Below are 24,376 nucleotides of genomic sequence, written 5' to 3' on the forward strand. Positions count from 1 at the left end.
AATCAGAATCGCGCCAACGTGCAACAAAACTAAACTCGCCCATAATTATGGGTAGAATTCTGTTAGGGATATACTGAAGGTTGCAAATCATCACTCATTCATTACTGAAGGAGTCAGTCGTGGCTGGTCAAAAAATCTTGGTAATCGATGACAGTAAAGTCATCCGCGTCCGAGTCCGAGAGATGTTGCCGCAGGGTAACTTTGAAGTTCTAGAAGCAAAAGACGGCGAAGAGGGACTCAAACTGATCCGTCAAGCCCGGCCAAATCTAATTATGTTAGATTTCCTACTGCCCAAAGTCAGCGGTTGGGAAGTGTATCAAAAAGTGCAAGCCCATCCTGAGCTTTCTAAGATACCTTTGGTGATCATGTCGGGCCGCGAAGAAGAGGTGATGGAAAAAATTCCGAAACCCTTTGAGAAGCATTTTTTTGCATTCATCGCCAAACCCTTTGAGAAGAAGCAGCTAACCGAGGCCATCAAATCGGCGATGGTACTGGCCAAAAAGAAACCAGTGCCGGAAGCCCCAGCCGCCGCCGCTGCACCCACTTCTGGAGCGGGCGCCGCCGAAATTCAGGCGATGACTGTGAAAATGGCGAAAATGCAAGCGGAAATTGATGCACTCAAAAAACAAATGACTCAGGTGATTACGATCATCAAGCAGAAATTGAAATAATTCTGCTGTTTTTTGAAGGCATTTATGTAGAAGGAAAATTCCACAGCGTGAAACTTTCAGTTGAGTCTCAAAGGCTGCGATTTTACCTGCATTTTTTTGCCATTTTTTTTGAGATAGTGAGATCGCCAACAGCCTGCAACTAATTTCTCAAAAGCCCAGTGAGAAAATCAATTAAAAGTTAAAAATAAAACAAGGGAGGAAATTAATTATTAAATTATATTAGGATTTTTAATTCCCGCTCGTTCCACACTCAATTATCAACTCCTCAGTCTCATTTTTTTGGTTAATGACTAACGACTATTCCGATTTTTTGCCTCAACTGCGTGCCTCAACAGAGCAATTATTGAAAAGATTAGACTGCTTCGATCGAGCGCAGGTATTAGCGATCGGAGATTTGACCTTGGACGAGTTTCTTACCGGACAAGTAGAGCGAATTTCCCGCGAAGCACCTGTGTTGATTTTGCGCTACGAAAATACTCAGCAAGTACCCGGGGGTGGCGCAAATGCTGTCTATAATTTAGCCAAACTGGGAGGCAAAGTAAAAGTTGCTGGTTTGGTGGGAAAAGACGACCAGGGAAAGGCTTTGTGCGGTATTTTTGAGGCGGCGGGAATTGACACGGGTGGGATTTTAATCGATTCGCAGCGTCCAACTGTCACCAAAACTCGAATCTCCGGGCACGCGCGACAGTCGGTGACTCAGCAAATTGTTCGAGTCGATCGCAAATCGGACGAGTTGCCGGATTTAGATTTGCAGTTGCAATTGGCAGACTACATCCGGCAGCAAATACCGACAGTAGATGCAGTGGTTTGTTCCGACTACGGCGACGGAGTTTGGACGAATTTGGCGATCGAATCTGCAGTAGTTCCCGGCAAAACAATTGTAGACTGTCAAACAAATTTGCAGCGATATTCTGGAGCAATGCTGTTTACTCCGAACTTGCCCGAAGCCGAGCAAGCAGTAGGATATGCTATCAAAAACCCTCAAACTTTAATGCAAGCAGGACGCGATTTGTTGAACTTAACTCAAGCTCAAAAAATCCTGATAACTCGCGGCGAAGAAGGGATGACTTTGTTTGAAAGGGCGAACGGCGAAGAAATCAAAAATTCACCCCCTCCAACATCCATTTGTGAAAAGGGGGAATTTGCCATTCAAAGTTGGGACATTCCCCCTTTTAACAAGACTGATGTATTTGACGTAACCGGTGCTGGAGATACAGTTGTAGCAGCAATGACTTTAGCTTTGTGCGTCGGTGCATCCGGTTGGGAAGCGGCAGTTTTGGGCAATTTGGCCGCTAGTATTGTCGTGCGTCAATTCGGTACGGCAACGACGACTGCAGACGAAATGAAAGAAGCTTTGAAAACGATGATTGCACTATAGCAATCCTCAATAAGTCGTAAATTTTTTACCCCACCCCAACCCTTCCCGAAGCCGCGGGGAGGGAGTAAGAAATTCACAAATGATTTAGGATTGCACTATAGCATTTTGTAAGGTGCGTCGCTGTCAGATTTTTGATAGAAAATGGGGGATTTTTAATGGCGACGCACCCTACATTAGACTTGAATGGGATGCCTTCGTTCTCCTATCTTGAAATGCCTCTGCGCTTTCCCTATCAATTAAAAATTTATGCAATAAGTCTATTGTGTGGTGCGTCGCTCTGAGATATACGATCTTCTTTGGAGATTTTTGATGGCGACGCACCCTACTCACTTACTCTTTTTCAAAATTTGCCCCTTCTCATCAATTATCAAACCGCTATTGGGAAAATCGCTCTTTGTCAAACGGTCAATCAACCCCACAGTCCTAAATTTGTTATCAACAGCCGGAACACCTCGCCCGTCAAGTTGCACGGGGATAATCTTACCAGAAACAAAATCCCCTTTCGGAGTCATTTTCACATCCAAAATTAGAGATTGACCGAGTGCTCCGGCTGTGGACAAAGTGCGATAACCCAAAAAATTGCCCAGGGAATAAGCAATCAATTTCCCTTTATAAAGTTCCATCGCTCGCGGGACGTGCGGGCCGTGTCCCAAAATCAAATCTGCTCCCGCATCAATCATCGTCCGCGAAAACAAAACCATATTTCCCCGGTTTTCTCCGTAAAAGAACTCAGTTTTATTTCTTACATTCAGAGCTCCCGTTCCTTCAGCTCCAGCATGAACTGATATCACTACAATATCAGCGTTTTGCTTGGCTTTTTTGACAACTTCGGCTCCCGCTTTCAGTTCCAGCAAGGAATTGTGAACGTCGCCGTAGTTGCTGAAACCGATAAAGGCAAAATTCACGCCCTTGACATTTTGATAAACAATTTGATCTCTTTTGCCAACAGCCTTCATGCCGTTGCTGTCAATGTTTTTAATCGTGTCCTTAAATCCTTGCTCGTTAAAGTCGTAAGAGTGATTGTTGGCAATATTCAAAATATCAAAACCAACATCTTTGAAAATTTTGGCATAACTCGGAGGCGTCCGAAAGGCAAACAGCATTCGTCCGCCGCCGGCTTTGGAACTGTAAGGATGATCGGTCATCGTGCTTTCAAAATTGCCAAACAGAATATCAGCTCCTTTGAGATACGGTTTTACCGACTCTAATAACATCTCTTTTTTTGCCGGCAGTTTGTTGTAGGGATAATTTGTGCCGGGGATCATGTCGCCAACTGCTTTGATGCTGACTGTTGCGGGCACAATGGCAGGTTTTGTGGCGGCAGGGGAGGGCGGTTTTGGAGCTGGAAGGGGTTTGGCTGCGGGTGTCGAGATCGCTTCTTGTACCGCAGGCTTTGATGTTGGAGGGTTATTAGTAGCGGTGGGTGAGGATTTGTAAAGTTGAGAAGCTAGAACAAAGCCGGATATCGGTACCAGAATTAGACTCAGAGCACCGACTGACAGCCCAGATTTTTTAGTTTTAGTGCGGGCTAATTCTGGCTGCGGTGATGGCTTTTGCTGCCTTTGGTTTGGGGGTTTTGGAGTTGGGGTTTTAGGGGGTTGGGGCGGAGATTTTTCTGGTGTTTGAGTGGGCGCACTTGTGACATTTTGAGTTTTTTCTAGCTCGGGCAAAGTCACAGGAATGCCAGAAGCGGGTAAACTAGCGGCGGCTGCTTTACTCGCAGCTACTGCTGCATTCACGGCAACTAACGGACTCACGGGTGCGGAAGTCAAGCGTTTTTTTAATTCTACAGTCTGAGTCCAAGCGGGCAATTGCTCGCCGCTGCGCCGCCCGTAAACTGTCACGGAGTAAAGGTTATTTGGTTGCAGCCGCTGCAACCCTTTGACTGCGACTCGGAGACAGGCTTCTTCTGCGGGTAAATGTTCTGCTTCCAGCAGCAGGTGCAGGGTGTCGTTTTCCCGGCTGGCTTTAGCCGTGACGCCGAAGCTTTGGAGTGCTTGGCCGATCAGAAATGCGATCGCCCTGGCATCGCCTTCTTTTGCTAAATTTAAAATATCTTGTTGGCTCACAAACGCCTCTACTCTCACACTAGAAATTTAGCTCGATCTTATATCAAATTTGGCTGCACAGCATTAAATACCGATTGATTTAACTTAAGTAAGTGGGTACAAATAAACAGAACGTTCGCAGAGGGCGCCTGGGTGAAAGGCTCTACTTGCTCTCACTATAAATCCTAACTAAATCCGACCCTACTTTTACAAGATAGTATGATTTTTGGCGCTTGCTAGCTGAATGCAATATTTCCTAACGGTTATCTTAGTCGATCGCCCAAACACTTCTATCCGGCATAATTGCCCCCTTCAAATTAACATCGGTCAAATCAGCGCTCTTTTTGTTACAGCATTTTTGGTAAATAAAACTGGTTTGCGAGCGTCGAGAGTGCATCCTGGAATGTACGGAAAATATGCGGTTTAGCAGCGAATAATTAACGAAAAAACCCGGTTTCACGTTGGCAGTGCCAATGCCCCTGTCCCACTTTCGCCCAAATTCACACAAAAACATCGACCTGCAGGCTCGGAAGCTTGTTAAACTTTTGGTCATGCCACGCTATTGGTGAGAAATCGACGGCTAGCCACAATCGTCTGCTAACGCCCCCGCAGTGCTGGGCTGCAGGGCCTGCACTGCACACTGCACGTAGGTGAGATTAGCTGCAATCAACTTTCGGGATGCCGCTGCTAAAGTCGCGGCCGCCAATGTAGTTGTTCGTTTTAAACTAATTAAACTAATTATTTAAAGGAGTTGCACGTCAATGACACAATTGTGCTTATAAGAAATATCTGGCTAAGAAATATCTGGCTCCGTGCCCTCTCAAACCAGGGTTTTTCGCTAGTCTGGTGCTATTTGTGAGTTAGTTAAGCCCATAGCAGCTAGGATCGAGCTAACTCAAGGTTAAACTAAAGCTCGTCATGCGGCGTTGCCTCTCAAAACCCGGATTGAGTCTTATGGCGCATTACCGCTCCTCTGTATGTTTGTTCACCTGCATTGCCTGTCTGGGCGTTGCGTTCAGTCCAAGTGCCGACGGAGGGCAACAGGTACTCAATGCCTCTGCGCGTGCTGTTTCCCAAGAAATTGCTCAGGCGAACTCTCCCCCGGACGACCGCCAGGATTCCAAGCCTCCAAAACCGTCTCCAGCGCCCGATAAAAACAAATCTCAGCCGTCCAAAACGTCCAAATCTAATTCTAAGATCCCGAAATCGGTATCCAATTCGATCGTCACTTTGTCTCGTCAGCGGGGGTTCTTAATGTTGGGTTTGGCAGCAGTTGTCGTCACGGCAGCGGCAGTATTTATCATGCTCAAATTAGTTAGCAGTGACGAGTCAAATTATCCTAAGCGAAGACGGGGAAGATTTGAGCGCCAAAACCCTAAAAACTCTCAATTTACTAATCCAGATTCTCCTACAAATTCGCACCAAAGCAGGCCGCAAGAGACTTCTTCTGGGGGACAATCGCTGTCAGCCTTGCCCTACCCTTTTGATTTGCCAAAAGGCCGCAGTATTGAGAGCAGCGATCGACCTTTTATCAAGGAATCCGGGCAACCAGAAGCCGATGGTGCAGCCGTCGAGGGCGATCGAATTAATTCCGACACCTCGCCCTTGGAAACTCACAGCAACGGATACAGCAACACAGGTTTCAACATTCCCGAAACAACTAATCAAACCGATTCCCTAGCGAAGAATAAAGGTATTGCCCTTCCCGAAACGGATCGCATACCTCAAGTTGATATTATTGAAGCACTGATTGAAGATTTGCAGCAGCTAAATCCCGCAAAGAGAGGCAAAGCAATTTGGGAACTAGGTCAGCGGGGAGATTCCAGAGCAGTTGAGCCGTTGCTCGATTTGCTACCAAATTCCGACTCCAAGCAGTACAGTTTAATTTTGGCAAGTCTCTCGGAAATTGGCATTCGCACGCTCAAACCAATGAATAATGCGTGGTCAATTTCGCTGCAAAATGAAAATCCTGAAGTGCGTAAAAATGCAATTCGCGACTTGACGCGGATTTACGAATTGGTGAATCAAATCAGTTACTTGTTGCAGCGTGCGACGGACGATCCAGATCCAGAAGTTCAGGAAACTGCTCGCTGGGCAATCAATCAGTTAAACCGCCTCCGTCCGCGTTCGGGGATAGATTAATAAATGCAGCAATTTTAAAATTATTTGAAAATTTAGAGGTGAGACGAGAAAAATTATAATTTAGATTATGTTAGAATTAGTGACGGCTGACTAATGACTACTGATATCATGTCCGATCGATCGCCCACAATACATAGGTGGGGGCCCGTTTGTGAGATTGTCCGTTTTTGGCAAATATTATTGGTGAACCCAACCTGCAAGGAATCAGGGTAATCGACCGGACATGATATGACTAATAACTAATGACTAATAACTAATGACTAATAAGACTTTAAAACTATTGTTTCTGTCAACTTCTGTCGGTCAACTCGGTTCGGGGTTGGGGGGCGGTGTAGAACTTACAGTCCTTAACATAGCTAAAGAATTGCAGAGTCGCGGTCATAAAATAGCAGTTGTAGCGCCGATAGGTTCAGTATTAGAATCAATTTATGTAATCGAAATAACGGGTGAGTTGCAAGTAACCGCCCAAACACAAGATTACTACGATCCTATTGTGATGCCCGCCGACTCGGTGCTGGCGAATATGTGGGAATATGCTCGCCAAGTTCAGGATGAATGGGATGTCATTGTTAATTTTGCCTACGATTGGCTGCCATTTTATTTGACACCTTTTTTTAGGACTCCGATCGCACATTTGATCAGCATGGGTTCCCTTTCCGCCGCCCTCGATCGCATTGCCGGACAAACCGCCGTTCAGTTTCCTGGTACGATCGGAGTTCACACCGCTTCTCAAGCCAAAACATTCGCCTTTGCCGGTGAATGTCAGTTGTTGGGAAATGGCATAGATTTATCCCTGTACGAATTTTGCAACCAACCGCAGTCTAAATTAGCTTGGCTAGGCCGCATCGCCCCAGAAAAAGGCTTAGAAGATGCAGTGGCAGCAGCGAAAATTACAGGCATTCCCCTGAAAATTATGGGCAAAATGCAAGATGAGGATTATTGGCAAAAAATTTGTGCAGATTACCCGGATGCTCCGGTAGAATATTTAGGGTTTTTGACAACAACCCAAATGCAAGAGCAAGTCCGTCAGTGCCGAGCATTGTTGATGACGCCGCGTTGGGTGGAAGCTTTCGGAAATGTCGCGATCGAGGCTTTAGCGTGCGGTGTACCCGTGATTGCTTACGAGCGCGGGGGGCCGGCCGAAATTGTTCGAGACGGACTGACGGGCTTTTTAGTGGAGCCTGATAGTGTAAATGGCTTGGTAGGTGCGATCGCCCGCTTAGACAAAATTGACCGCAGCGCTTGCCGGCGACAAGCAGAGGTAGAATATTCTTTAGCAGCTTTGGGCGATCGTTGTGAGCACTGGTTCAAATCGATCGCTGCTAGTAGGGTGCGTCAGTAATAATACTGGCCAATTTGTAGAAAGATTCGCTGACTGATGCACCTTACAAGTTTATGGAACAGCAATTCAAATCTATTCTCAAATTGAGTTAAATAAACTCTTAAGCGACCACAAAAAAAGAAAACTGAAACAACTATGGCAACCGAACGTTTAGTGCTTTTATCCAGTAGAGAAATCGAAAAAATGCGCCAAGCAGGCCGTTTAGCAGCCGAACTTCTTATACATCTCGAACCGATGGTAAAACCGGGTGTCAGCACTTTAGAAATTAACGACGAAGCCGAACGCTGGACTTTGGCACGCGGAGCAAAAAGCGCTCCCCTAGGCTATAAAGGATTTCCCAAATCTCTGTGTGCAAGCGTCAATGAAGTAGTCTGTCACGGCATCCCCAATGCGAAACAAATTCTTAAAGAAGGTGACATTATTAATATTGATGTAACGCCTTTAGTAGATGGTTATCACGGCGATACTTCCAAAACTTTTTTTGTGGGCAAGCCTTCACCGCTAGCGAAAAAATTAGTTGAAGTAACCGAGGAATGTTTAAGAAGAGGAATTGCGGAAGTCAAACCGGGTGCTCGTACCGGCGACATCGGTGCAGCGATTCAAGAATATGCTGAAGCACAGGGTTTTTCGGTAGTGCGAAATTTTGCGGGACACGGAGTTCACCGAGTCTTTCACACGGAACCGGAAATTTTGCACTACGGCAAGCGGGGCACGGGAAAAAAGCTCAGACAAGGCATGGTTTTTACGATCGAGCCGATGATTAATGAGGGTACTTGGGAAGTGGAAATTCTCGCCGATGGTTGGACATCTATCACCAAGGATGGAAAGCTTTCAGCTCAATTTGAACACACTCTGGCTGTGACTGAATCTGGGGTGGAAATTCTAACTTTACCTTAGCAATCATTCACAAAAAATCTGAAAAACTCACTCCTAAATCAATAATTAACCATATCCCGTAGGGGCGGGTTCACAGAAAATATCTAACGATTATCAACAATCTAGATAAACCCGCCCCGCCACAACCGATAACCCACATCAACCTGAAATTTGCACCGAATCCGAAAATGTAGGTTGGTATTTATGGTTGGGTGAGGGCGGGTTTGCGGGATTGTCTGTTTCAGTTAGAAATTGTCTGTAAAACCAGCCCCTACGGAATTACGATGATTCACCGAATCCGAAAAGGTAGGTTTGTATTTATGGGTGGGTGGGGGCTGGTTTTAGAGATGGTCTGTTTCAGTTATATATTGTCAGTAAAACCCGCCCCTTGTATCTTAAAAGAGTCAGGCGATAGATCGCGAGGTCAGTCAGTCGATCGAGCCGTCAATCAGGCGCTCGCTACGTCAGTCGATCGAGCTGTCAAACAGGCGATCGAGCCGATAATCAGTCGATCGAGCTGTCAAACAGGCGATCGAGCCGATAATCAGTCGATCGTACCGATAAGTGGGCGATCGTACCGATAAGCAAAGTGAATCTAAAGAAACAAGGAAAGTTTCGTGCAAATGGTTCTGTAACAGGCGAAAGTGCTAGCTATAGGACATCAGCAATCGGTGAAGTTGGCCCGCCCCTTAGACTTTCGCAAGTCTGTTGTGTAGATAAGCGGACATTACTGATGACAGGCGCACCAAGCACAGGCGGTATCTTAGGCTCTCGGCATCGCCCTTGAAAGCCTGCATTCACAAGGTTAGTTAATTATTGCCTGTCACGTTCTTTCATAAATCGGAGTAGATCGCGAGCAAATAATGGCACCAACAGTATACGGCATAGACATCAGTAAAAAAGACTTTTATGTCTCATTACTGACCGAAATTCGTGCAACTAAACCCAAAAAGTTTACGAATAATACTCAAGGGTTTGAGAGTTTACATAACTGGCTCAAACAACAAAGTGTAGTCGAACTCCATGCTTGTATGGAAGCTACTAGCATTTATGGCTAAGCCTTAGCCGAATTTCTTTATGGAGAAGGCTTTCAGGTGAGCATCGTCAATCCAGCGCGGATTAAAGGGTTTGCCAAAAGCGAACTTCTGAGAACTAAAACAGACTCCGTAGATTCCGCATTAATTGCCCGTTATTGTGCGGCAATGAAACCATCATTATGGACACCTACTGCACCCGAAGTCAAGGAATTACAAGCCTTGTTACGGCGACTCGAATCAGTCACAGAAATGATGACTTGCGAACAAAAGTTTGGAAACAGCTACGCCAACTGTTGCAGCACTTACCCTGGAACATTTGGAGTATCTAAAACAGCAACAACAACTAATCAAAAAACTGATTAGTGACCATTTTGACCAACACCCACACTTAAAACAACAGCGCGAGCTGTTGACCTCAATTCCTGGCATTGGCGATTTAACAGCTTCTGTATTATTAGCTGAAATTGGTGAGGTTTCTGATTACAACAAGGCCCGTCAATTAGCAGCCTATGCGGGTTTAACTCCCAGCGAACGCACTTCTGGGACTTCAGTTAAAGGCAAAACTCGTTTGTCTTGTACCGGAAACGTCCGACTGCGAAAAGCATTGTATATGCCTGCGGTAGTGGCGATGCCCCGCAACCCTTTGCTGAAAGCCATGAGTGAGCGATTATTGAGCTGGGGCAAGGTCAAAATGCAGGTGATTGGTGAACTGATGAGGAAATTGGTGCATTTGGCTTTTGGGATTTTAAAATCCCAAAAGCCTTTCGACCCCAATTATGCGATCGCTACCCCTTGACAGGTCAAGACAGTATCTACAAATTTGTCCGTAATTTTACCATGTACGGGCAGGTTATCCAAAATTTTTGAGAGCGATCGACAAATTATATAAACCCGCCCCACCCCACCAAGAAATTGTATAAACCTGCCCCACTACGCCAGTAAATGATGTAAACTGACCTCAGAATTGGCCGAGATTTTTAACCTATTTCCGCACAGCTTCCAGCAAGCGAGAATAGTAAAAGCTAGTGCTAGTCATCGCTGTTCTGTTAATCGCAAAACCGTTGTTTTCTAGGATTTTGATAATATCAGCTTCGCGGTGCTGGTAAGCGCGGGTAGTTTTGCTGGGGCCGGGGAAAAGTTCGCCAATTTTTTTGAGGGCGGTTAATGCTAAAGTTTTGGGGGCAAAACTGAGAATTAGTCGCGATTCGGCGATCGAACTTAGGTGAGCGATCATTTCTGCAGCCTTACTTTGGGGATAGTGGATTAGCACGTCCAAGCAAATAACCGTGTGAAATTTGCCCGTTAAGGCTTCCAAATCTTGGGCCGCGAAGGAGATGTTGTAGAGCTTGCCGGGAACTGCTGTCGATCGATCGTAAGCTTCTGCTACCATCTTTTCAGAGATATCGCTAGCGCAAACAATCGCCCCAGCCTCAGCCAGGGGAATGCTCAGAGAGCCTACACCGCAGCCGGCATCGCAGACACAAAGCCCGGGCAAATTGCCGTCAGCTTGCAGCCATTCGATGACTGTATCCACCGTTTGCTGATGCCCGGTGCGGATGTCTAGCTGAACTTTGTTGACTTTGCCCTCGCCGTAAATTCGCTGCCAGCGATCGAATCCCGTCGAGTTAAAATACTGTCTAACTATAGTCTTGTCATCTACCAAATTCATCGATCTGCCTGCTGCTGAGTTATTGCCAACGGTTAAATATTATATAGCCTAGGGTCGTAATTTGGAATTTGGAATTTGGAATTTGGAATTTGGAATTTGGCATAGGGCATAGGGCATGGCAACTAACAAATTACTGATGACTGATGACTGATGACTGATGACTAATACAGCGGATTCCAGGTTTATAAAGTACACCCCAGAAACCGGGTTTCTTCTGGATTTATCGCCAGAAACCAGTTTTATTCAAGAAACCCGGTTTCTCTGTACTTCACTTACCTGGAAAGTGCTGTAACTAATAACTAATGACTAATGACTAATGACTAATGACTTTAAAATAACCGATGCCAAGTCAATTGCTTTGTCGCAGCATTTAAATTCCAGCGGAGTAATTGAGTTGCAGATTTGCCAATAATTCCCGAAATTCCGATCGCCCTTCTCGGAGATTCAGTTGCCAGGGCAATCGCACTTTCGGCATCGCAAATTCCCCACTCCACCAAGTTCTGCACTCCCGCCAACAGCGGCAGAGTTGTACCCGCCAAAGTAGCAGATTCAAGCACTGAGTGGTAATCTAATCTTACCCAAGCCGTACCTTTTCTGACTTCAATTTGTCGGGAATCCCAAGGATAAACACCGTCAGGCAAACCCAAAGGAGCTAAAGCATCGCTCACCAAAAAAACGCCTTTTTCATACCTACCAGCGCGCAGCAAAAAATCAATCATTATCGGAGAAACGTGCTTCCCATCAGCAATTAAACCGCATTTTACCCCCGGATAAACAATCGCCGCTCCCAACAAACCCGGTTCTCGGTGGTGCAAACTCGGCATCGCATTAAAAGCGTGAGTTACCATTGAAGCTCCCCGATCAAATGCTTGTTGGGCTTGCTCTGCCGTCGCTTGAGAGTGTCCGAGACTGACGGAAATTCCCAAACTTTGCAAATAGGAAATGACTTCGCCAGTGCTGTCTAACTCCGGTGCTAAAGTAATTATTTTGACAATGTCGGCACAATCTCCTAAAACTTGCTTGACATTTTCTATAGTTAGCGGTAACAAAAACTCAACTGGGTGAGCGCCTCGCTTCTGGGGGTTGAGAAAAGGGCCTTCGAGGTGAACGCCGATAATTTCCGCTGTTTTGGCTTTATTGGTTGTGGCAACAGTAGTTTGTACAGTGCGGATATAATCAGCTATAGTCGAGAGCGATCGCCTAAACTTATCCACCGAAGTTGTCACCAAAGTCGGCAAAAAAGCATCGACTCCCTGATTCCACAAAAATTGACAAATTTTCGGCAAAATTTCAATATGCTCGTTTTCTAAATCGGGAAAAGCAAAACCGAGCGCCCCGTTAATCTGCAAGTCTACACCGCCTAGAGAAAGCCAATCGCCTGCTACATCAACCACTTCCAAATGGGGAGGACAAATCCGTTTAAATACGGCGTCCATCGGCAAAACTTCTTGAATGATTCCCGTTTCGTCAACAGCAAGCATCTGCAAATCCTTGCAGCCGGGGAGGCGAGCATTGAGAATATCTGTGCGGGCGGCAGTTGGGGTTGTGGCTTCAGTCATCCGATTTTAGATTTTGGATTTTAGATTTTAGATTTAATAATCGCTACGGATAAATCCGGTGGCTGGCGATGAGGAGGGGGAGCTTTTTGCTTTTTGCTGGCTCCAGGGCTGCTCAGACGGGGGCTGGTGGCAAAATTGCTTTTAAGGGTCAGTTTTGGTACAAAATATCTAAATTTGAGTTAACGCAATCATTTAAAATTAGCATTTATCTGAAATCTGAAATCTGAAAATTGCATGAATCAAGCGACAGTTGGAATTATTATGGGTAGCGATTCGGATTTGCCAACCATGAAAGATGCGATCGCAGTTTGCGAAGAATTCAGTGTTGCTTGCTCCGTGGCGATCGTCTCGGCGCACCGCACCCCTGAGCGCATGGTAGAATACGCCCAAACCGCGCACCAACGAGGCTTGAAAGTCATTATCGCAGGTGCCGGGGGAGCGGCGCACCTCCCAGGTATGGTAGCATCTTTAACCCCCTTGCCAGTGATTGGCGTGCCCGTACCGAGCCGCCACCTGCAAGGGGTAGATTCGCTGTACTCGATCGTGCAAATGCCAGCCGGGATACCCGTAGCAACAGTGGGGATCGGCAACGCTAAGAATGCTGGCTTGCTGGCAGTTCAGATACTGGCAGCTCATCAGCCAGAATTGCTAGAGCGAGTTTTGCATTACCGCAAAACTTTGTCCGAATCTGTACTGAAAAAACAAAATCAACTAGAAGAGCTAGGCTATCATAACTATCTCAATCTCAACAAATAATCCAATAAACTTTTGTAGTAAGATTGGAAAGTTTTCCGAATATTGCTGAGCTTAGTAGCCGTAAAGAGGGTAAAAGTGATTAAAATGACTGTCGGAAAGAAAAAGTCGAAACAAGTCAGGCGGGATGGTTTAAATTTGCCAGCAGCTAAATTTTTTACGAAAGTCAACAGGTTGAAGAAGTTACCACGGGCGATCGCCCGCCTCACTCCAAGTTGGCAAGCCTGCATACCAATAGCTGCAATCATCTTCTTGGTGTGGGGATATGCGGCGGTAGCCCAAACCCCTGCCACGCCAACCACCGAGGAACAATTAGCGAGCCTTAAGGTGGGGCTGGATACGATGTGGGTCATGGTTGCGGGGATGCTAGTGTTCTTTATGAACGCCGGTTTCGGTATGTTGGAAACCGGTTTTTGCCGTCAGAAAAATGCGGTTAACGTGCTGTCCAAAAACTTGATTGTTTTTGCGCTTTCTACGATCGCATTTTGGGCGATCGGCTTTGGCTTAATGTTCAGCAACGGCAACAATTTTATCGGCAGCAGCGGATTTTTTCTGTGGAACGTAGCCGACAACAGCCCCGCCACAGGAGACGCTTATCAAGGCATTTTCGAGTCGCTTAACTGGACGGGAGTCCCCCTCAACGCTAAATTCTTTTTCCAATTAGTTTTTGCTGGAACTGCTGCCACGATCGTTTCTGGAGCAGTTGCAGAGCGAATTAAATTCCTTGAATTCTTAATTTTCAGCTTGCTGCTAGTAGGAATTGCTTACCCAATTACCGGACACTGGATTTGGGGCGGTGGCTGGCTGGCAGACGCAGGCTTCTGGGATTTTGCCGGTTCGACAGTGGTTCACTCCGTAGGCGGTTGGGCTGCTTTGATGGGAGCGGCATTTTTGGGGCCGCGGCTCGGCAAGTACCGCGACGGCGATACTGTGGCGATGCCGGGACACAATATGAGCATTGCCACCCTGGGCTGTTTGATTTTGTGGTTGGGTTGGTTCGGGTTTAATCCCGGTTCGACAATGGCAGTCGATCCAAATGCGATCGCCCATATTGCGATCACCACCAACACCGCCGGTGCCTTCGGGGGAGTTGCTGCAACCATTACAGCTTGGCTGTACCTCGGCAAACCCGACCTTTCGATGATTATCAACGGCATCCTCGCCGGCTTAGTCGGCGTAACAGCTAGCTGCGCTTGGATCAACGTGCCCAACTCTGCCATAATCGGCACGATCGCCGGCATCCTGGTAGTTTTCGCAGTAACTTTCTTCGACAACTTGAAAATTGACGACCCTGTAGGCGCAACTTCAGTTCACTTAGTCTGTGGAATCTGGGGAACTCTGGCAGTTGGGCTGTTTGCTGACGGGCCTACAACTGGACTTTATACCGCAGGCCCCGCAGCCGGATTGCTTGTGGGCGGAGGTTTCGGTCAACTCTGGGCGCAGTTGGTCGGCATTATCTCTGTAGGGGGGATGACCGTGCTGCTGAGTACGATTTTTTGGCTGGCACTCAAAGCTTTGCTGGGTATCCGCGTTTCTGCTTTAGAGGAGGCTGAAGGTTTGGATATCGGCGAACACGGGATGGAAGCTTACACTGGGTTTGTGAAGGAAACGAGCTTGGATAACAGAAGTGAGACCAGCTACGGCGGTTATGGTGGGGGTTCTGGGGGGAAGACTAACAAACTGTAGATCGTGCGATCGATCGATTCAGCTTTCGTGTCGTAGATTAGCTATTTATCAGCTAATCCACCTCTTTATTCAGAAAAACCCGAATCTGAAATACCCGCCAACTTATGGCTGTCTATCGTTGTGCTCGCGTTTCAATCTTCGATACGAACGCGGGCATATTTTTATTTTTAGTTGACCTTTAAGGGCTGACATATGGCGTTGCACAATTTGAGGATGATTATTGTGGGGTGTCCCGCCTGTTGTGAAAATACACGCCTTCGAGCTACGAGAGTCCATCCGACAAAAAAATCAAAATCATCCCGCTATTATGCAACACCTTACATATAGTAGTTTGCGATTGCATGAGATGTGCGCCGCTAATTGGTAATTGGGAATTGAGAATCTGTAACTAACGAACTTTGCAAACGGGTGTATTGATTAGAGTTTACCGGCAATTGCTTTAAGTTCTTCAACGACGCGCTTGTTCTTGGGATTTCTGCTGCCATCAAGGCGGGCGGAGACAACAGTGATTATTTCTAGTATATCTTTAGCTAAATCCTCATCACAGCTCGTATTTTCGGTTTGATTTATAATCACTACCTCTGTCCCAAAGTGTTCGCACAAATTAAAAATTAGTTCAGAACCAAATCTCAGCAGTCTGTCTTTGTGAGTTAATACCAACCTTTCTACTTGATTATCTGCGATCGCCCGAATTAGATGTTGTAAACCCCGCTTACTGCAATTAACCCCCGAACCTACATCATCAATGATTTGGAATTGCCACCCCTGAGATGCACAAAACAATTCCAAAACTTGTTTTTGTCTGTCTAAATCATCTTTTTGGTTGTGACTGCTAACCCGAGCGTAAGCAATGGTTAAAGCGCCGTTGGGTTTTAAGCCGAGAAGATGAGCTAGGTCATAGCGTCTGTGACCGTTAGCGGTGCGTTCTGGTATTAGCTTGCCTTCGGCTTCCCATCTTCGCAAGGTGGAAGCGCTCACACCTTTAAGTTTGGCTGCTTCAGTTATAGTTAATTTTTTCATTTTTGGATTTTAGCATCAGAAATGGGTAATTTCGGTAAGTTTTAGATATATTTTTGTCGGGGTCTGCTGGTTGGACAAATCCGATTGCGGTGCCAGAAAGTTTGGTAGGCAGATTTTTTATGGTAAAGTAGTGCGAAAAAGCAAAGTTCTGCATCGCCGCCCTTGCCCAATACAGCACAGTGCTTGATTATTACAAGAATTGAGGCTTTAATTGAGCGGTAAAATTTGATGCAGCAATCAGTGCAAATTATTCGGTGTGAGGCCTGCAAATAGCTTGAGTTTATGGAGAAGTTCGGAGGAGGTAGCAGAAGTAGAACTCATAAATCCCTCTTAGGGATGGAAGTTAGCCGATCGAAAACTGTTCCGGTTTGGGCTTTGCTATCTTTGGTGACGAACGGGGTACTGATACTTACAGTCGCTCAACTACTGCTGCGGGGAAATAACTTGACAGAAAGTTTCCAGGCGAATGATGCGGTGACGGCAGAAGCGGCCCAGGAACAAATTGGTCAACCGGCGATCTCTACAAAGGCAGTGCTAGACGTGCCAGTTCCGGGGCCGCGACATAAGTGGACTTACCAGCAGTGGGTGACGCAGTTGGGTCGCGAAGCTGAGGCGGTGGCGGCAAATCGACCCTCAAGATTGAGTGTTTTGGCGGGAGATTCTCTCAGTATGTGGTTTCCGACCAAGCTGTTACCAGTCGATCGAATTTGGCTGAATCAAGGGATTTCGGGGGAGACTTCCCTGGGTTTGCTGAAGCGGTTGCAGTTGTTCGATAGAACTGCGCCGGATACAGTGTTTGTGATGATCGGGATTAACGATTTGTTGCGGGGGGCAAGCGACGAAGGGATTTTGGACACCCAGCGACAAATTATTCGCGATTTGCGGTGGGCTCACCCTAAAGCGCAAGTGGTGGTGCAGTCGATTTTGCCACACAGCGGGGAACAAGCTACTTGGGAAAATCGCGATCGGCTGTTGGCGATTCCTAACAGTCGGATTCGGGCAATAAATCGACGGCTGAAAGAAATTGCTAGTTCCGAAAATGTTTTGTATCTGGATTTGCACCCGCTGTTTGCGGATGCTGACGGCAATTTGTTAACCGAACTCAGCACGGACGGCTTGCACCTTAACGATCGAGGCTATCTGGTTTGGCGATCGGCCCTGCAAATGTTCGATCAAATGCAGTTGAAAAATGAGTCATAAGTTATTAGTCCTTAGTCATTAGTCCTTAGTCATTAGTCCTTAGTCATAAGTTATTAGTCCTTAGTCATTAGTCCTTAGTCCTTAAGCTGTTGCACATTTAAACTGTGAACTAAAATTTGATAAAGTTCTTGTGGGGAGTAGGGGTTGGGCTTATAGCCCGCACAAAAATACGATTTAGATGCAGAACAGCTTAGTCATTAGTCATTAGTCCTTAGTCCTTAGTTAGAAAAATAAAGGATGAAGTCATATTCTCCCCAACTCTCCCCCTCTCCGATTACTGTGTTGTCACTGGCTATGTCAAGTAGGGACTGATACATTAAGAAATATGATAGTTAGCTATTTAGTATAGGGTGATACAGAATAACTGTTTGTACAAATGGTGGAATCCAAAAGGCACAGACCATTGGATTGATATTTGACGAATTTAGATGAGTCCGGCTATACTACGTCGGGAGGTTGAGGATTGGGGAATTACAGCATATTCGATGTAGATGTGGTACACACAAGAAGAGCGATCGCCTGCTGTAGGGTGCGTCGCCACCAGTCAATCTGTAAGTTTTATCGACCAATATTTCGCCGCGACGCACCCTACAGATTAACACCACACAATATAGCTTTATAGTGTACTTCATGAACTACGGAAGAGGCTGTATCTATTGAAGATTTGTTCCGCTAAAACAGGGAATTAAAACCAAATAACTATTCCATCTAAAATCCTCACATCTAAAATCGGCTGGGTCTTCCCGGAAAATTGCTGAGTATGAGAAGGTACAACTAACGTGATCAAAAAAAGTTTAACGATCGGCATCATCGCGCTGTGGCTGTTAAGCGTACCGCTAACGGACAATGCCTTAGCTCAAGATGCTGCTGGTACTGCTGCGGTGGTGCCAAATCCGATCGACACCGGCGATACGGCCTGGATGTTGGTTTCCTCAGCACTGGTATTGCTGATGACACCGGGGCTGGCGTTTTTCTACGGGGGACTGGTGCGATCGCGCAACGTCCTCAACACCATGATGATGAGCTTAATCATGATGGGACTGATCGGCGTCACATGGACGCTGTGGGGCTACAGTTTGGCCTTTGATGTCACCGCCAGCAACCTCGATGCTAAAGGGTTTGGGCAAGGGATCGAAAGCTTCATCGGCGGCTTCGACTGGATGTTCTTGAACAACGTCACGGCGGACACACCAGATCCGAGCGGCTACGCACCGACAATACCCCACCAAGTCTTCATGGTTTACCAGATGATGTTCGCCATCATCACTCCAGCCTTGATTTCCGGGGCGATCGTCGAACGGGTAACATTTAAAACCTATTTCTGGTTCGTGCTGCTGTGGTCTACCTTTATCTACTCTCCTTTAGCTCACTGGGTTTGGGGTAGAGGCTGGCTGGAGGCGATCGGAGTTTTAGACTTTGCCGGCGGCACAGTCGTGCACATCAGTTGCGGTGTTTCAGCAGTTGTCGCAGCTTGGGTAATCGGGCCCCGCAAAGACCACTTGAAGAAACCCCACACCCCCCACAACGTACCCTACGTCTTGTTGGGAATTGGGATGCTGTGGTTTGGCTGGTTTGGCTTCAACGGCGGTAGCGCTTTGGGAGCTGGTTCTTTAGCAACAGTGGCTTTTGTCACCACGATGATTTCAGCAGCAGTCGGCGGTTTAACTTGGACAATTGTCGAATGGGTGCTCAGAGGCAAACCGACAGCAGTGGGAATTGCTAGCGGTTTCCTCGCGGGATTGGTGGGCATCACACCTGCCGCTGGATTCGTGCTGCCAGTGGGAGCGCTTTTGATCGGATCGATCGCTTCGGTTTGTTGCTTCTTTGCCATTAGCTGGCGCGCTAAGCTTGGATTTGACGACTCTTTGGATACCTTCCCGCTTCACGGCGTCGGCGGAACTGTGGGCGCGATTCTGACGGGCGTGTTTGCCACTAAAGCGGTTAACGCTGCCGGAAAGGACGGGCTGTTTGCCGGGAATCCGGGGCAAATCGGCACCCAGTTGATAGGCGTTCTAGCTACTTACGTGTTTGCGGGTGTCGGCACTTTTGCGATCCTGAAAATTTTGGAACAGTTTATGGAACTGCGAGTGCCGTCATCTGCTGAAGACAAAGGTTTGGATATTGACTTGCACGGGGAAGAAGCTTACGGTGAGGATTTTGGCGGCGGTTTCAGTTCGTTTGAATCGAGTTCTCCTTTTGCGCCGAAGAAGATTTGAAGCTGATTATTTGAATAAGTTCGATCGTGTAGAGATGCAGGTATCTGGGTCTCTACGCTTTTTTTTAAGTTTTTTTTAACGAGCCGCGAAGGCGCGTTCATTCTTTCTTGGCTCTCAATTCAATGTGTCGATCGTATAAATAGCATATGCCCTGTTTGCTACTGAGCCAATAAGTCCGATCGCACCCCAGGCATTCTAAAATCAAAGGTAATTAACCTAGATTTCAACTCGATACCGCATGGATACTAAAGCTTTTAAACGATCGCTCCAACAGTCGGAAAACTACCACCGCAAGGGTTTCGGACACGAAGCTGAGGTAGCTGGGGTAATGCAGACGGCTTATCAAAGCAGTCTGATCCAGCAAATTCGCGACAATAATTACAGACTGGAACGTGGGGCTGTCACGATCCGGCTAGCTGAGGCTTTTGGCTTTTGCTGGGGGGTGGAACGCGCTGTAGCTATTGCTTACGAGACTCGCCAGCATTTCCCAACCGAACGGATTTGGATTACTAATGAGATTATTCATAATCCGTCTGTCAATCAGCATTTGCGCGATATGGAAGTTGGTTTTATTGCTGTGGAAAAGGGGCAGAAAGATTTTTCGGTTGTCGATAGCGGCGATGTGGTAATTTTACCTGCTTTTGGGGCCAGCGTCCAAGAAATGCAGTTGCTTAATGATAAGGGCTGCAAGATTGTTGATACTACTTGTCCTTGGGTTTCTAAGGTTTGGAATACTGTTGAAAAGCACAAAAAAAAGGATTACACTTCGATTATTCACGGTCAGTACAAGCATGAGGAAACTGTTGCTACGAGTTCTTTTGCTGATAAGTATTTGATTGTGTTGAATTGGCAAGAAGCTGAATATGTCAGCAATTATATCTTGCATGGGGGCGATCGCGCTGAGTTTCTGGCTAAGTTTAGTAAGGCTTATTCTGCTGGTTTTGACCCGGATCTGGATTTAGAAAGGGTGGGAATTGCTAACCAAACTACTATGCTCAAAACAGAGACAGAGAATATTGGCAAGTTGTTTGAAAAAACGATGATGCGGAAGTTCGGGCCGGAGAATTTGAGCGAGCATTTTCTTAGTTTTAATACTATTTGCGATGCGACTCAGGAACGGCAAGATGCTATGTTGAGTTTGGTTGAGGAAAAGTTGGATTTGATGCTGGTGATTGGTGGTTTTAATTCTTCTAATACTACGCATTTGCAGGAAATTGCGATCGACAAAACTGTTCCTTCTTATCACATTGATTGTGCGGAGCGCATTTTACCGGGAAATCGGATCGAACACAAGCCTTTGGGGGGAGATTTGGTAGTAACTGAAGGTTGGCTACCGGATGGTAAAATTGTAGTCGGCGTGACTTCGGGTGCTTCTACGCCTGATAGGGTTGTGGAAGATGCGATCGATCGCATTTTCGCGATGAAAGCGGCTGCGATTGTGTAATTATATTGTTTCGGGTGCGATTCGTTTAGCCGAGTGCGACCTGATAAGGTTGTTTAGTATGGGAAGCCCACTTCCCTAGCGGATTCACACCCGCTACTCCCACGTAAAAAACTTCAATTGAAGTCCGGTCATGCCTCAACTAAGCAGTCAACAACCCGGTACGGATCGGAGTGTGCGATTCGTTTAACCTAAAGTAAGTTAAAAAGCTTGCGATACGGTTAGCGCAGTTGATGAGACTGGTGACATTTGAAGGTGAACCGCCATGCGGTAAGTCCTTCCCTCCAAGTGTAGCAGTGAAAGCATATCCCCTAGTTTACCGGGTGGCAACCAATAGGCTAAAGCGGGGTAGCCCTGTCAAAGTGTTCTTGATTCAGGCATTCTTGGTGAATCTTGAACGGCAACGGTCGCTGGCGACAAGCTTGGCAACCTTACGAATAAACTTAGATCGGCGACTGTTGCTGTTCTCTTCGACTTGCGGGTATCGGTATAATGGTTGAAACCTTGTAGGACTAGCATACAAGCTATTGGCTCACCCCATCTTGCAGTATTTAGGAGAAACTGCTGCCTCTATGACTGATGTGATGCAATTTCTGGGAGATAGTCCACCAAAGTTACTAACTCCTTATCAAATCAGAATCATTGATGGCAACTGTTTAGGTGCGGGGTAGTAATAAATATGTAGTGATTAGATATTTATTGGCTCAAAACATAGTTGTAATGATGGATAAAATACCAAATAGCACCAATATGGTTTTCTAACTTTTTAGAAAATGAAAGAGTTTTTCTTACTAGACGAGAAACACGTTGGCGCAAAGTAGTATTAAATCTTTCAATGTGATTAGTTTTTCCACTGTCTTTCCCAACTGGCTGATGGCGTAGCGAAGGAAAAATACAAGCATATGCAGCCCAAAAATCTGTATAGCAAACAGCACATTGTCGATATACAGAAGGTAGAGAATTCCATAATTGTTTGGATCCTTCTTCGCTACGATCACCAATATAAACACCAATAATTTCTCTGGTCTCTCTATCCATTGCGGCGCCACACCCATTGCTTATTTTCTTGGCAATCTACAAATGGCCACAGTTCATCACATTCAACATTCAATCTGACTTTTTTTAGGTTTAACCTTTACTCTGCGTTCGAGTGAGGCATATTTATTATTTACGTAATCCTGTAACCATTTTTGAGAAACACCCGTGCTTCTAGCTATACCAGCCAAAGAAATCTTCTCCAAAAGAAGTCGATCGATTAAATGTTTTGTTGCTGAGCTAATTACCATGAAAATGTGGAATCCTCGATTCACGCGAGGAGTCATCCCACACTAATCGAAGCGACAAGCGTGTGGGGATTCCCGTCTGACTAGCTAAACTCCAAGGGGTAATATATACTTGGATGCGAACCTGCTAACCTGAAATTTTTAATTTTAGATATCAAAGAACTGACTGATGGATTTAGACCAACAGATTCAAGCATTGATCGAAAAAGCTCCGCCCGACGGTTCGACGCCACAAATCTTAAAGGCGATCGCCCCGGCCCTGGTGTTAATTGCCCAACAGCTACAGCACCTTGAATACTCGATCCTGCAAGCGGTAGACCAAAGTTGGGCGATCGTGGTTTTGAGCAATCTCAAGCAACCGGGACGGGAGAAGAGGGTGATTTATGCTTGGAGCAGTATTAAAGATGCGTCGCAGGCTGCTGCTGCTGGGGGCGATCGCCTCAGACCGGTGCTTTTGCCTGTCACTCACATTTTATTTCAGATGATAGCTCTCGAAGGTCTTGACAGCATTGTTTTTTTTGAAAGTCCCGGAAATCAGGAAGTCGGGACGGAAATCCCTCGCGAGCAAGTACAGAGTTTAATTAACGTTTACTTGCAACAGTATCGATCGGCTCCACCGCCGGATCTTGCCTAAACAAATCTATTTTCTATTGATTGGTAACAGGGCATTAGGCATGGGGAATTCCCCATTACCAATTCCCCATTACCAATAAAGTGTAACTTTTTCACCTCTAATAAAGTCTACTCAAAACGTACTCAGCCAAATCAATCAAAGCTTGACGGGACTCTGAATGGGGCAGCGCAGCTAAGTATTCGACTGCTTTCTGTGCGTGGTTTGTGGCTAGTTCTCGCGATCGCTCTATGCCTCTAGAATCTTCTACCAGTGCCAGGGCCTGCTCTATATCTCCTTCTTGGGCAAATTCGCGTTCTATGAGAACTTCCAAGTAAGGTTTTTCTTCTAGGGCAAATAGTGCGGGTGCTGTCAGATTACCGCTTCTGAGATCCGAGCCTGCAGGTTTCCCCAAAGTTTCCGTTGAAGCGGTGAAATCTAATATATCATCTACTATTTGGAATGCCAAACCAATGTTGCGACCGTAGTTGTACAAATCGTCTGCTATGGACGCTGAAACCTCGCTCAAACAGCCCGCTGCTTTGGAACTGTTGGCAATTAAAGACGCTGTTTTGTAATAACTTTTTTCGAGGTACGCTTCGATCGACAAGCTGGTGTCAAATCCATTGAGTCCCTGTTGAATTTCCCCCTCAGCTAAATCCATAATCACTTCTGAAAGCAGTTTGACTACTGGCAGGTTGTCGAGATTTGCCAAATGCCAGGAAGATTGAGCAAACAGAAAGTCTCCCGCCAATACTGCCACTCGGTTGTTAAACCGACTGTGAACCGTCGGCACTCCCCGTCGCAAATCCGACTCGTCCACCACGTCGTCGTGGACTAGACTAGCTGTGTGGATCATTTCCGTGATTTCAGCGAGGCGGCGGTGTTTTTCCGTGATTTCCCGATCGGGCATAGTCGCCTTGGCCATCAACAGAACGATTGCGGGTCTCACTCGTTTTCCCTTTGTGCCGAATAAGTATTCTGCAGCCGCGTACAAGATGGGATGACGGGCACCCACTAACTGTTTTAAGTTTTCTGTCAACAGTCGCAGGTCTTCTTCAACCGAGGAAAATAGGAGAGTGCTAGAGATCATGGATACGCCGACTCAAGCCGTAAAGTAACAAAATTTTACATATCATATCTTTATTTTAAGGTAATTCTCTGCAATAGAAAAGAAAAATCTAGGATATCTGCAGTTATTTGTCATCTACCACCCGATGGGTGTCACCCGTCTGCCAGAGGCGAGTAGCCGGCTGCCAGAGGGGTTGCCCCTATTGTATCGAATTGTTAAGGACCTTGCCAAAAATTCTCTAAATCCCAGAAACCCTGTGTTATTATGGGTATTAAGGATTTAAACAATTCTATACATTAAGTGCAGCCAGACGGGCAGGTAGCTATTAGGTGCCTGTAAAAGTTTCGTAGAGCCAGCCTTGTTAGTCGATCGC

At 46.3% G+C, this 24,376-nt stretch carries 21 protein-coding genes and 2 pseudogenes; 16 read left to right on the top strand and 7 right to left on the bottom strand.

Annotation, left to right across the window (positions count from 1 at the left end):
- Positions 1-119: 119 nt before the first annotated feature.
- Positions 120-671 (top strand): response regulator, encoded by a 552-nt coding sequence (locus QUA50_RS07980; RefSeq protein WP_333225019.1) that lies wholly within the window; start codon positions 120-122, stop codon positions 669-671.
- Positions 672-957: 286 nt separating this feature from the next.
- Complete coding sequence (locus tag QUA50_RS07985; RefSeq protein ID WP_333261240.1) at positions 958-2,049, top strand: PfkB family carbohydrate kinase; 1,092 nt, start codon at positions 958-960, stop codon at positions 2,047-2,049.
- Between the two features lie 326 nt (positions 2,050-2,375).
- Here the strand turns inward: QUA50_RS07985 and QUA50_RS07990 are convergent, their stop codons facing one another.
- Positions 2,376-4,118 carry a CapA family protein gene (locus QUA50_RS07990; RefSeq protein ID WP_333261238.1) on the bottom strand — a complete coding sequence of 581 codons (1,743 nt, stop codon included), beginning with the start codon at positions 4,116-4,118 and terminating at the stop codon, positions 2,376-2,378.
- Between the two features lie 559 nt (positions 4,119-4,677).
- The gene (locus QUA50_RS07995) at positions 4,678-4,803 is read right to left on the bottom strand and encodes a hypothetical protein (protein WP_333409688.1); all 126 of its coding nucleotides are present in this window, start codon (positions 4,801-4,803) and stop codon (positions 4,678-4,680) included.
- A 248-nt stretch (positions 4,804-5,051) separates the two neighbouring features.
- Here QUA50_RS07995 and QUA50_RS08000 point away from each other — a divergent pair, with 248 nt between their 5' ends.
- The 7 genes and pseudogenes from QUA50_RS08000 (at position 5,052) to QUA50_RS08030 (ending at position 10,290) form a co-directional block, all read left to right on the top strand.
- Complete coding sequence (locus tag QUA50_RS08000) at positions 5,052-6,239, top strand: HEAT repeat domain-containing protein (protein WP_333261235.1); 1,188 nt, start codon at positions 5,052-5,054, stop codon at positions 6,237-6,239.
- Between the two features lie 256 nt (positions 6,240-6,495).
- A complete protein-coding gene (locus QUA50_RS08005; protein ID WP_333261233.1) occupies positions 6,496-7,581 on the top strand; it encodes a glycosyltransferase family 4 protein in 1,086 nt (361 codons plus the stop codon).
- Between the two features lie 135 nt (positions 7,582-7,716).
- On the top strand, positions 7,717-8,478 hold the full coding sequence (gene map, locus QUA50_RS08010) for a type I methionyl aminopeptidase (protein WP_333261231.1): 762 nt from the start codon (positions 7,717-7,719) through the stop codon (positions 8,476-8,478).
- Positions 8,479-8,741: 263 nt separating this feature from the next.
- Positions 8,742-9,041: a hypothetical protein gene (locus QUA50_RS08015; RefSeq protein WP_333261228.1), complete on the top strand. Its 300-nt coding sequence runs from the start codon at positions 8,742-8,744 to the stop codon at positions 9,039-9,041.
- Positions 9,042-9,320: 279 nt separating this feature from the next.
- Positions 9,321-9,515 (top strand): hypothetical protein, encoded by a 195-nt coding sequence (locus QUA50_RS08020; RefSeq protein ID WP_333261226.1) that lies wholly within the window; start codon positions 9,321-9,323, stop codon positions 9,513-9,515.
- 15 nt (positions 9,516-9,530) lie between these two features.
- Positions 9,531-9,857 (top strand): annotated as a pseudogene (locus tag QUA50_RS08025) (IS110 family transposase); the annotation flags it as partial.
- A 46-nt stretch (positions 9,858-9,903) separates the two neighbouring features.
- Positions 9,904-10,290, top strand: coding sequence for a transposase (locus tag QUA50_RS08030; RefSeq protein WP_333261223.1), 387 nt, complete (start codon positions 9,904-9,906; stop codon positions 10,288-10,290).
- A 186-nt stretch (positions 10,291-10,476) separates the two neighbouring features.
- Here the strand turns inward: QUA50_RS08030 and bchM are convergent, their stop codons facing one another.
- Positions 10,477-11,163 carry a magnesium protoporphyrin IX methyltransferase gene (bchM, locus tag QUA50_RS08035; RefSeq protein WP_333261220.1) on the bottom strand — a complete coding sequence of 229 codons (687 nt, stop codon included), beginning with the start codon at positions 11,161-11,163 and terminating at the stop codon, positions 10,477-10,479.
- Between the two features lie 329 nt (positions 11,164-11,492).
- The gene (gene nagA / locus QUA50_RS08040; RefSeq protein ID WP_333261217.1) at positions 11,493-12,722 is read right to left on the bottom strand and encodes an N-acetylglucosamine-6-phosphate deacetylase; all 1,230 of its coding nucleotides are present in this window, start codon (positions 12,720-12,722) and stop codon (positions 11,493-11,495) included.
- Positions 12,723-12,956: 234 nt separating this feature from the next.
- On the opposite strand from nagA, the gene purE reads away from it, so the two are divergent.
- Both purE and QUA50_RS08050 read left to right on the top strand, forming a co-directional pair.
- Positions 12,957-13,478 (top strand): 5-(carboxyamino)imidazole ribonucleotide mutase, encoded by a 522-nt coding sequence (gene purE, locus QUA50_RS08045; RefSeq protein ID WP_333081709.1) that lies wholly within the window; start codon positions 12,957-12,959, stop codon positions 13,476-13,478.
- Positions 13,479-13,562: 84 nt separating this feature from the next.
- Complete coding sequence (locus QUA50_RS08050; protein ID WP_333261215.1) at positions 13,563-15,161, top strand: ammonium transporter; 1,599 nt, start codon at positions 13,563-13,565, stop codon at positions 15,159-15,161.
- Positions 15,162-15,578: 417 nt separating this feature from the next.
- On the opposite strand, the gene QUA50_RS08055 is transcribed toward QUA50_RS08050, so the two are convergent.
- On the bottom strand, positions 15,579-16,181 hold the full coding sequence (locus QUA50_RS08055; protein WP_333261212.1) for an IS607 family transposase: 603 nt from the start codon (positions 16,179-16,181) through the stop codon (positions 15,579-15,581).
- A 282-nt stretch (positions 16,182-16,463) separates the two neighbouring features.
- Here QUA50_RS08055 and QUA50_RS08060 point away from each other — a divergent pair, with 282 nt between their 5' ends.
- The 4 genes from QUA50_RS08060 to QUA50_RS08075 all read left to right on the top strand — a co-directional run bounded on the left by QUA50_RS08060 (position 16,464) and on the right by QUA50_RS08075 (position 21,709).
- Positions 16,464-17,381, top strand: a complete 918-nt coding sequence (locus QUA50_RS08060; protein ID WP_333261209.1) for an SGNH/GDSL hydrolase family protein — start codon at positions 16,464-16,466, stop codon at positions 17,379-17,381.
- Between the two features lie 779 nt (positions 17,382-18,160).
- The gene (locus QUA50_RS08065; protein ID WP_333261206.1) at positions 18,161-19,597 is read left to right on the top strand and encodes an ammonium transporter; all 1,437 of its coding nucleotides are present in this window, start codon (positions 18,161-18,163) and stop codon (positions 19,595-19,597) included.
- A gap of 238 nt (positions 19,598-19,835) precedes the next feature.
- Positions 19,836-21,041: a 4-hydroxy-3-methylbut-2-enyl diphosphate reductase gene (locus QUA50_RS08070; RefSeq protein WP_333261203.1), complete on the top strand. Its 1,206-nt coding sequence runs from the start codon at positions 19,836-19,838 to the stop codon at positions 21,039-21,041.
- A gap of 524 nt (positions 21,042-21,565) precedes the next feature.
- Positions 21,566-21,709, top strand: coding sequence for a hypothetical protein (locus QUA50_RS08075; protein ID WP_333298571.1), 144 nt, complete (start codon positions 21,566-21,568; stop codon positions 21,707-21,709).
- Positions 21,710-21,734: 25 nt separating this feature from the next.
- Here the strand turns inward: QUA50_RS08075 and QUA50_RS08080 are convergent.
- Positions 21,735-22,318, bottom strand: a pseudogene (locus QUA50_RS08080) (IS1 family transposase); the annotation flags it as partial.
- 172 nt (positions 22,319-22,490) lie between these two features.
- Between QUA50_RS08080 and QUA50_RS08085 the strand changes: the two are divergent.
- A complete protein-coding gene (locus QUA50_RS08085) occupies positions 22,491-22,955 on the top strand; it encodes a hypothetical protein (protein ID WP_333056987.1) in 465 nt (154 codons plus the stop codon).
- 97 nt (positions 22,956-23,052) lie between these two features.
- Here QUA50_RS08085 and sds read toward each other — a convergent pair whose 3' ends face one another.
- A complete protein-coding gene (gene sds / locus QUA50_RS08090) occupies positions 23,053-24,024 on the bottom strand; it encodes a solanesyl diphosphate synthase (protein ID WP_333261200.1) in 972 nt (323 codons plus the stop codon).
- Positions 24,025-24,376 lie beyond the last annotated feature (352 nt).

Origin of the sequence: Microcoleus sp. M2_D5 (assembly GCF_036701935.1) — a bacterium.
GTDB lineage: Bacteria > Cyanobacteriota > Cyanobacteriia > Cyanobacteriales > Microcoleaceae > Microcoleus.

Bases quoted from the DNA above. Each gene is read 5' to 3' on its own strand.
- QUA50_RS07985 (WP_333261240.1), top strand. From the start codon at position 958: ATGACTAACGACTATTCCGATTTTTTGCCTCAACTGCGTGCCTCAACA.
- QUA50_RS08000 (WP_333261235.1), top strand. From the start codon at position 5,052: ATGGCGCATTACCGCTCCTCTGTATGTTTGTTCACCTGCATTGCCTGT.
- QUA50_RS08005 (WP_333261233.1), top strand. From the start codon at position 6,496: ATGACTAATAAGACTTTAAAACTATTGTTTCTGTCAACTTCTGTCGGT.
- map (WP_333261231.1), top strand. From the start codon at position 7,717: ATGGCAACCGAACGTTTAGTGCTTTTATCCAGTAGAGAAATCGAAAAA.
- QUA50_RS08015 (WP_333261228.1), top strand. From the start codon at position 8,742: ATGATTCACCGAATCCGAAAAGGTAGGTTTGTATTTATGGGTGGGTGG.
- QUA50_RS08020 (WP_333261226.1), top strand. From the start codon at position 9,321: ATGGCACCAACAGTATACGGCATAGACATCAGTAAAAAAGACTTTTAT.
- bchM (WP_333261220.1), bottom strand. From the start codon at position 11,163: ATGAATTTGGTAGATGACAAGACTATAGTTAGACAGTATTTTAACTCG.
- nagA (WP_333261217.1), bottom strand. From the start codon at position 12,722: ATGACTGAAGCCACAACCCCAACTGCCGCCCGCACAGATATTCTCAAT.
- purE (WP_333081709.1), top strand. From the start codon at position 12,957: ATGAATCAAGCGACAGTTGGAATTATTATGGGTAGCGATTCGGATTTG.
- QUA50_RS08050 (WP_333261215.1), top strand. From the start codon at position 13,563: ATGACTGTCGGAAAGAAAAAGTCGAAACAAGTCAGGCGGGATGGTTTA.
- QUA50_RS08055 (WP_333261212.1), bottom strand. From the start codon at position 16,181: ATGAAAAAATTAACTATAACTGAAGCAGCCAAACTTAAAGGTGTGAGC.
- QUA50_RS08060 (WP_333261209.1), top strand. From the start codon at position 16,464: ATGGAGAAGTTCGGAGGAGGTAGCAGAAGTAGAACTCATAAATCCCTC.
- QUA50_RS08070 (WP_333261203.1), top strand. From the start codon at position 19,836: ATGGATACTAAAGCTTTTAAACGATCGCTCCAACAGTCGGAAAACTAC.
- QUA50_RS08085 (WP_333056987.1), top strand. From the start codon at position 22,491: ATGGATTTAGACCAACAGATTCAAGCATTGATCGAAAAAGCTCCGCCC.
- sds (WP_333261200.1), bottom strand. From the start codon at position 24,024: ATGATCTCTAGCACTCTCCTATTTTCCTCGGTTGAAGAAGACCTGCGA.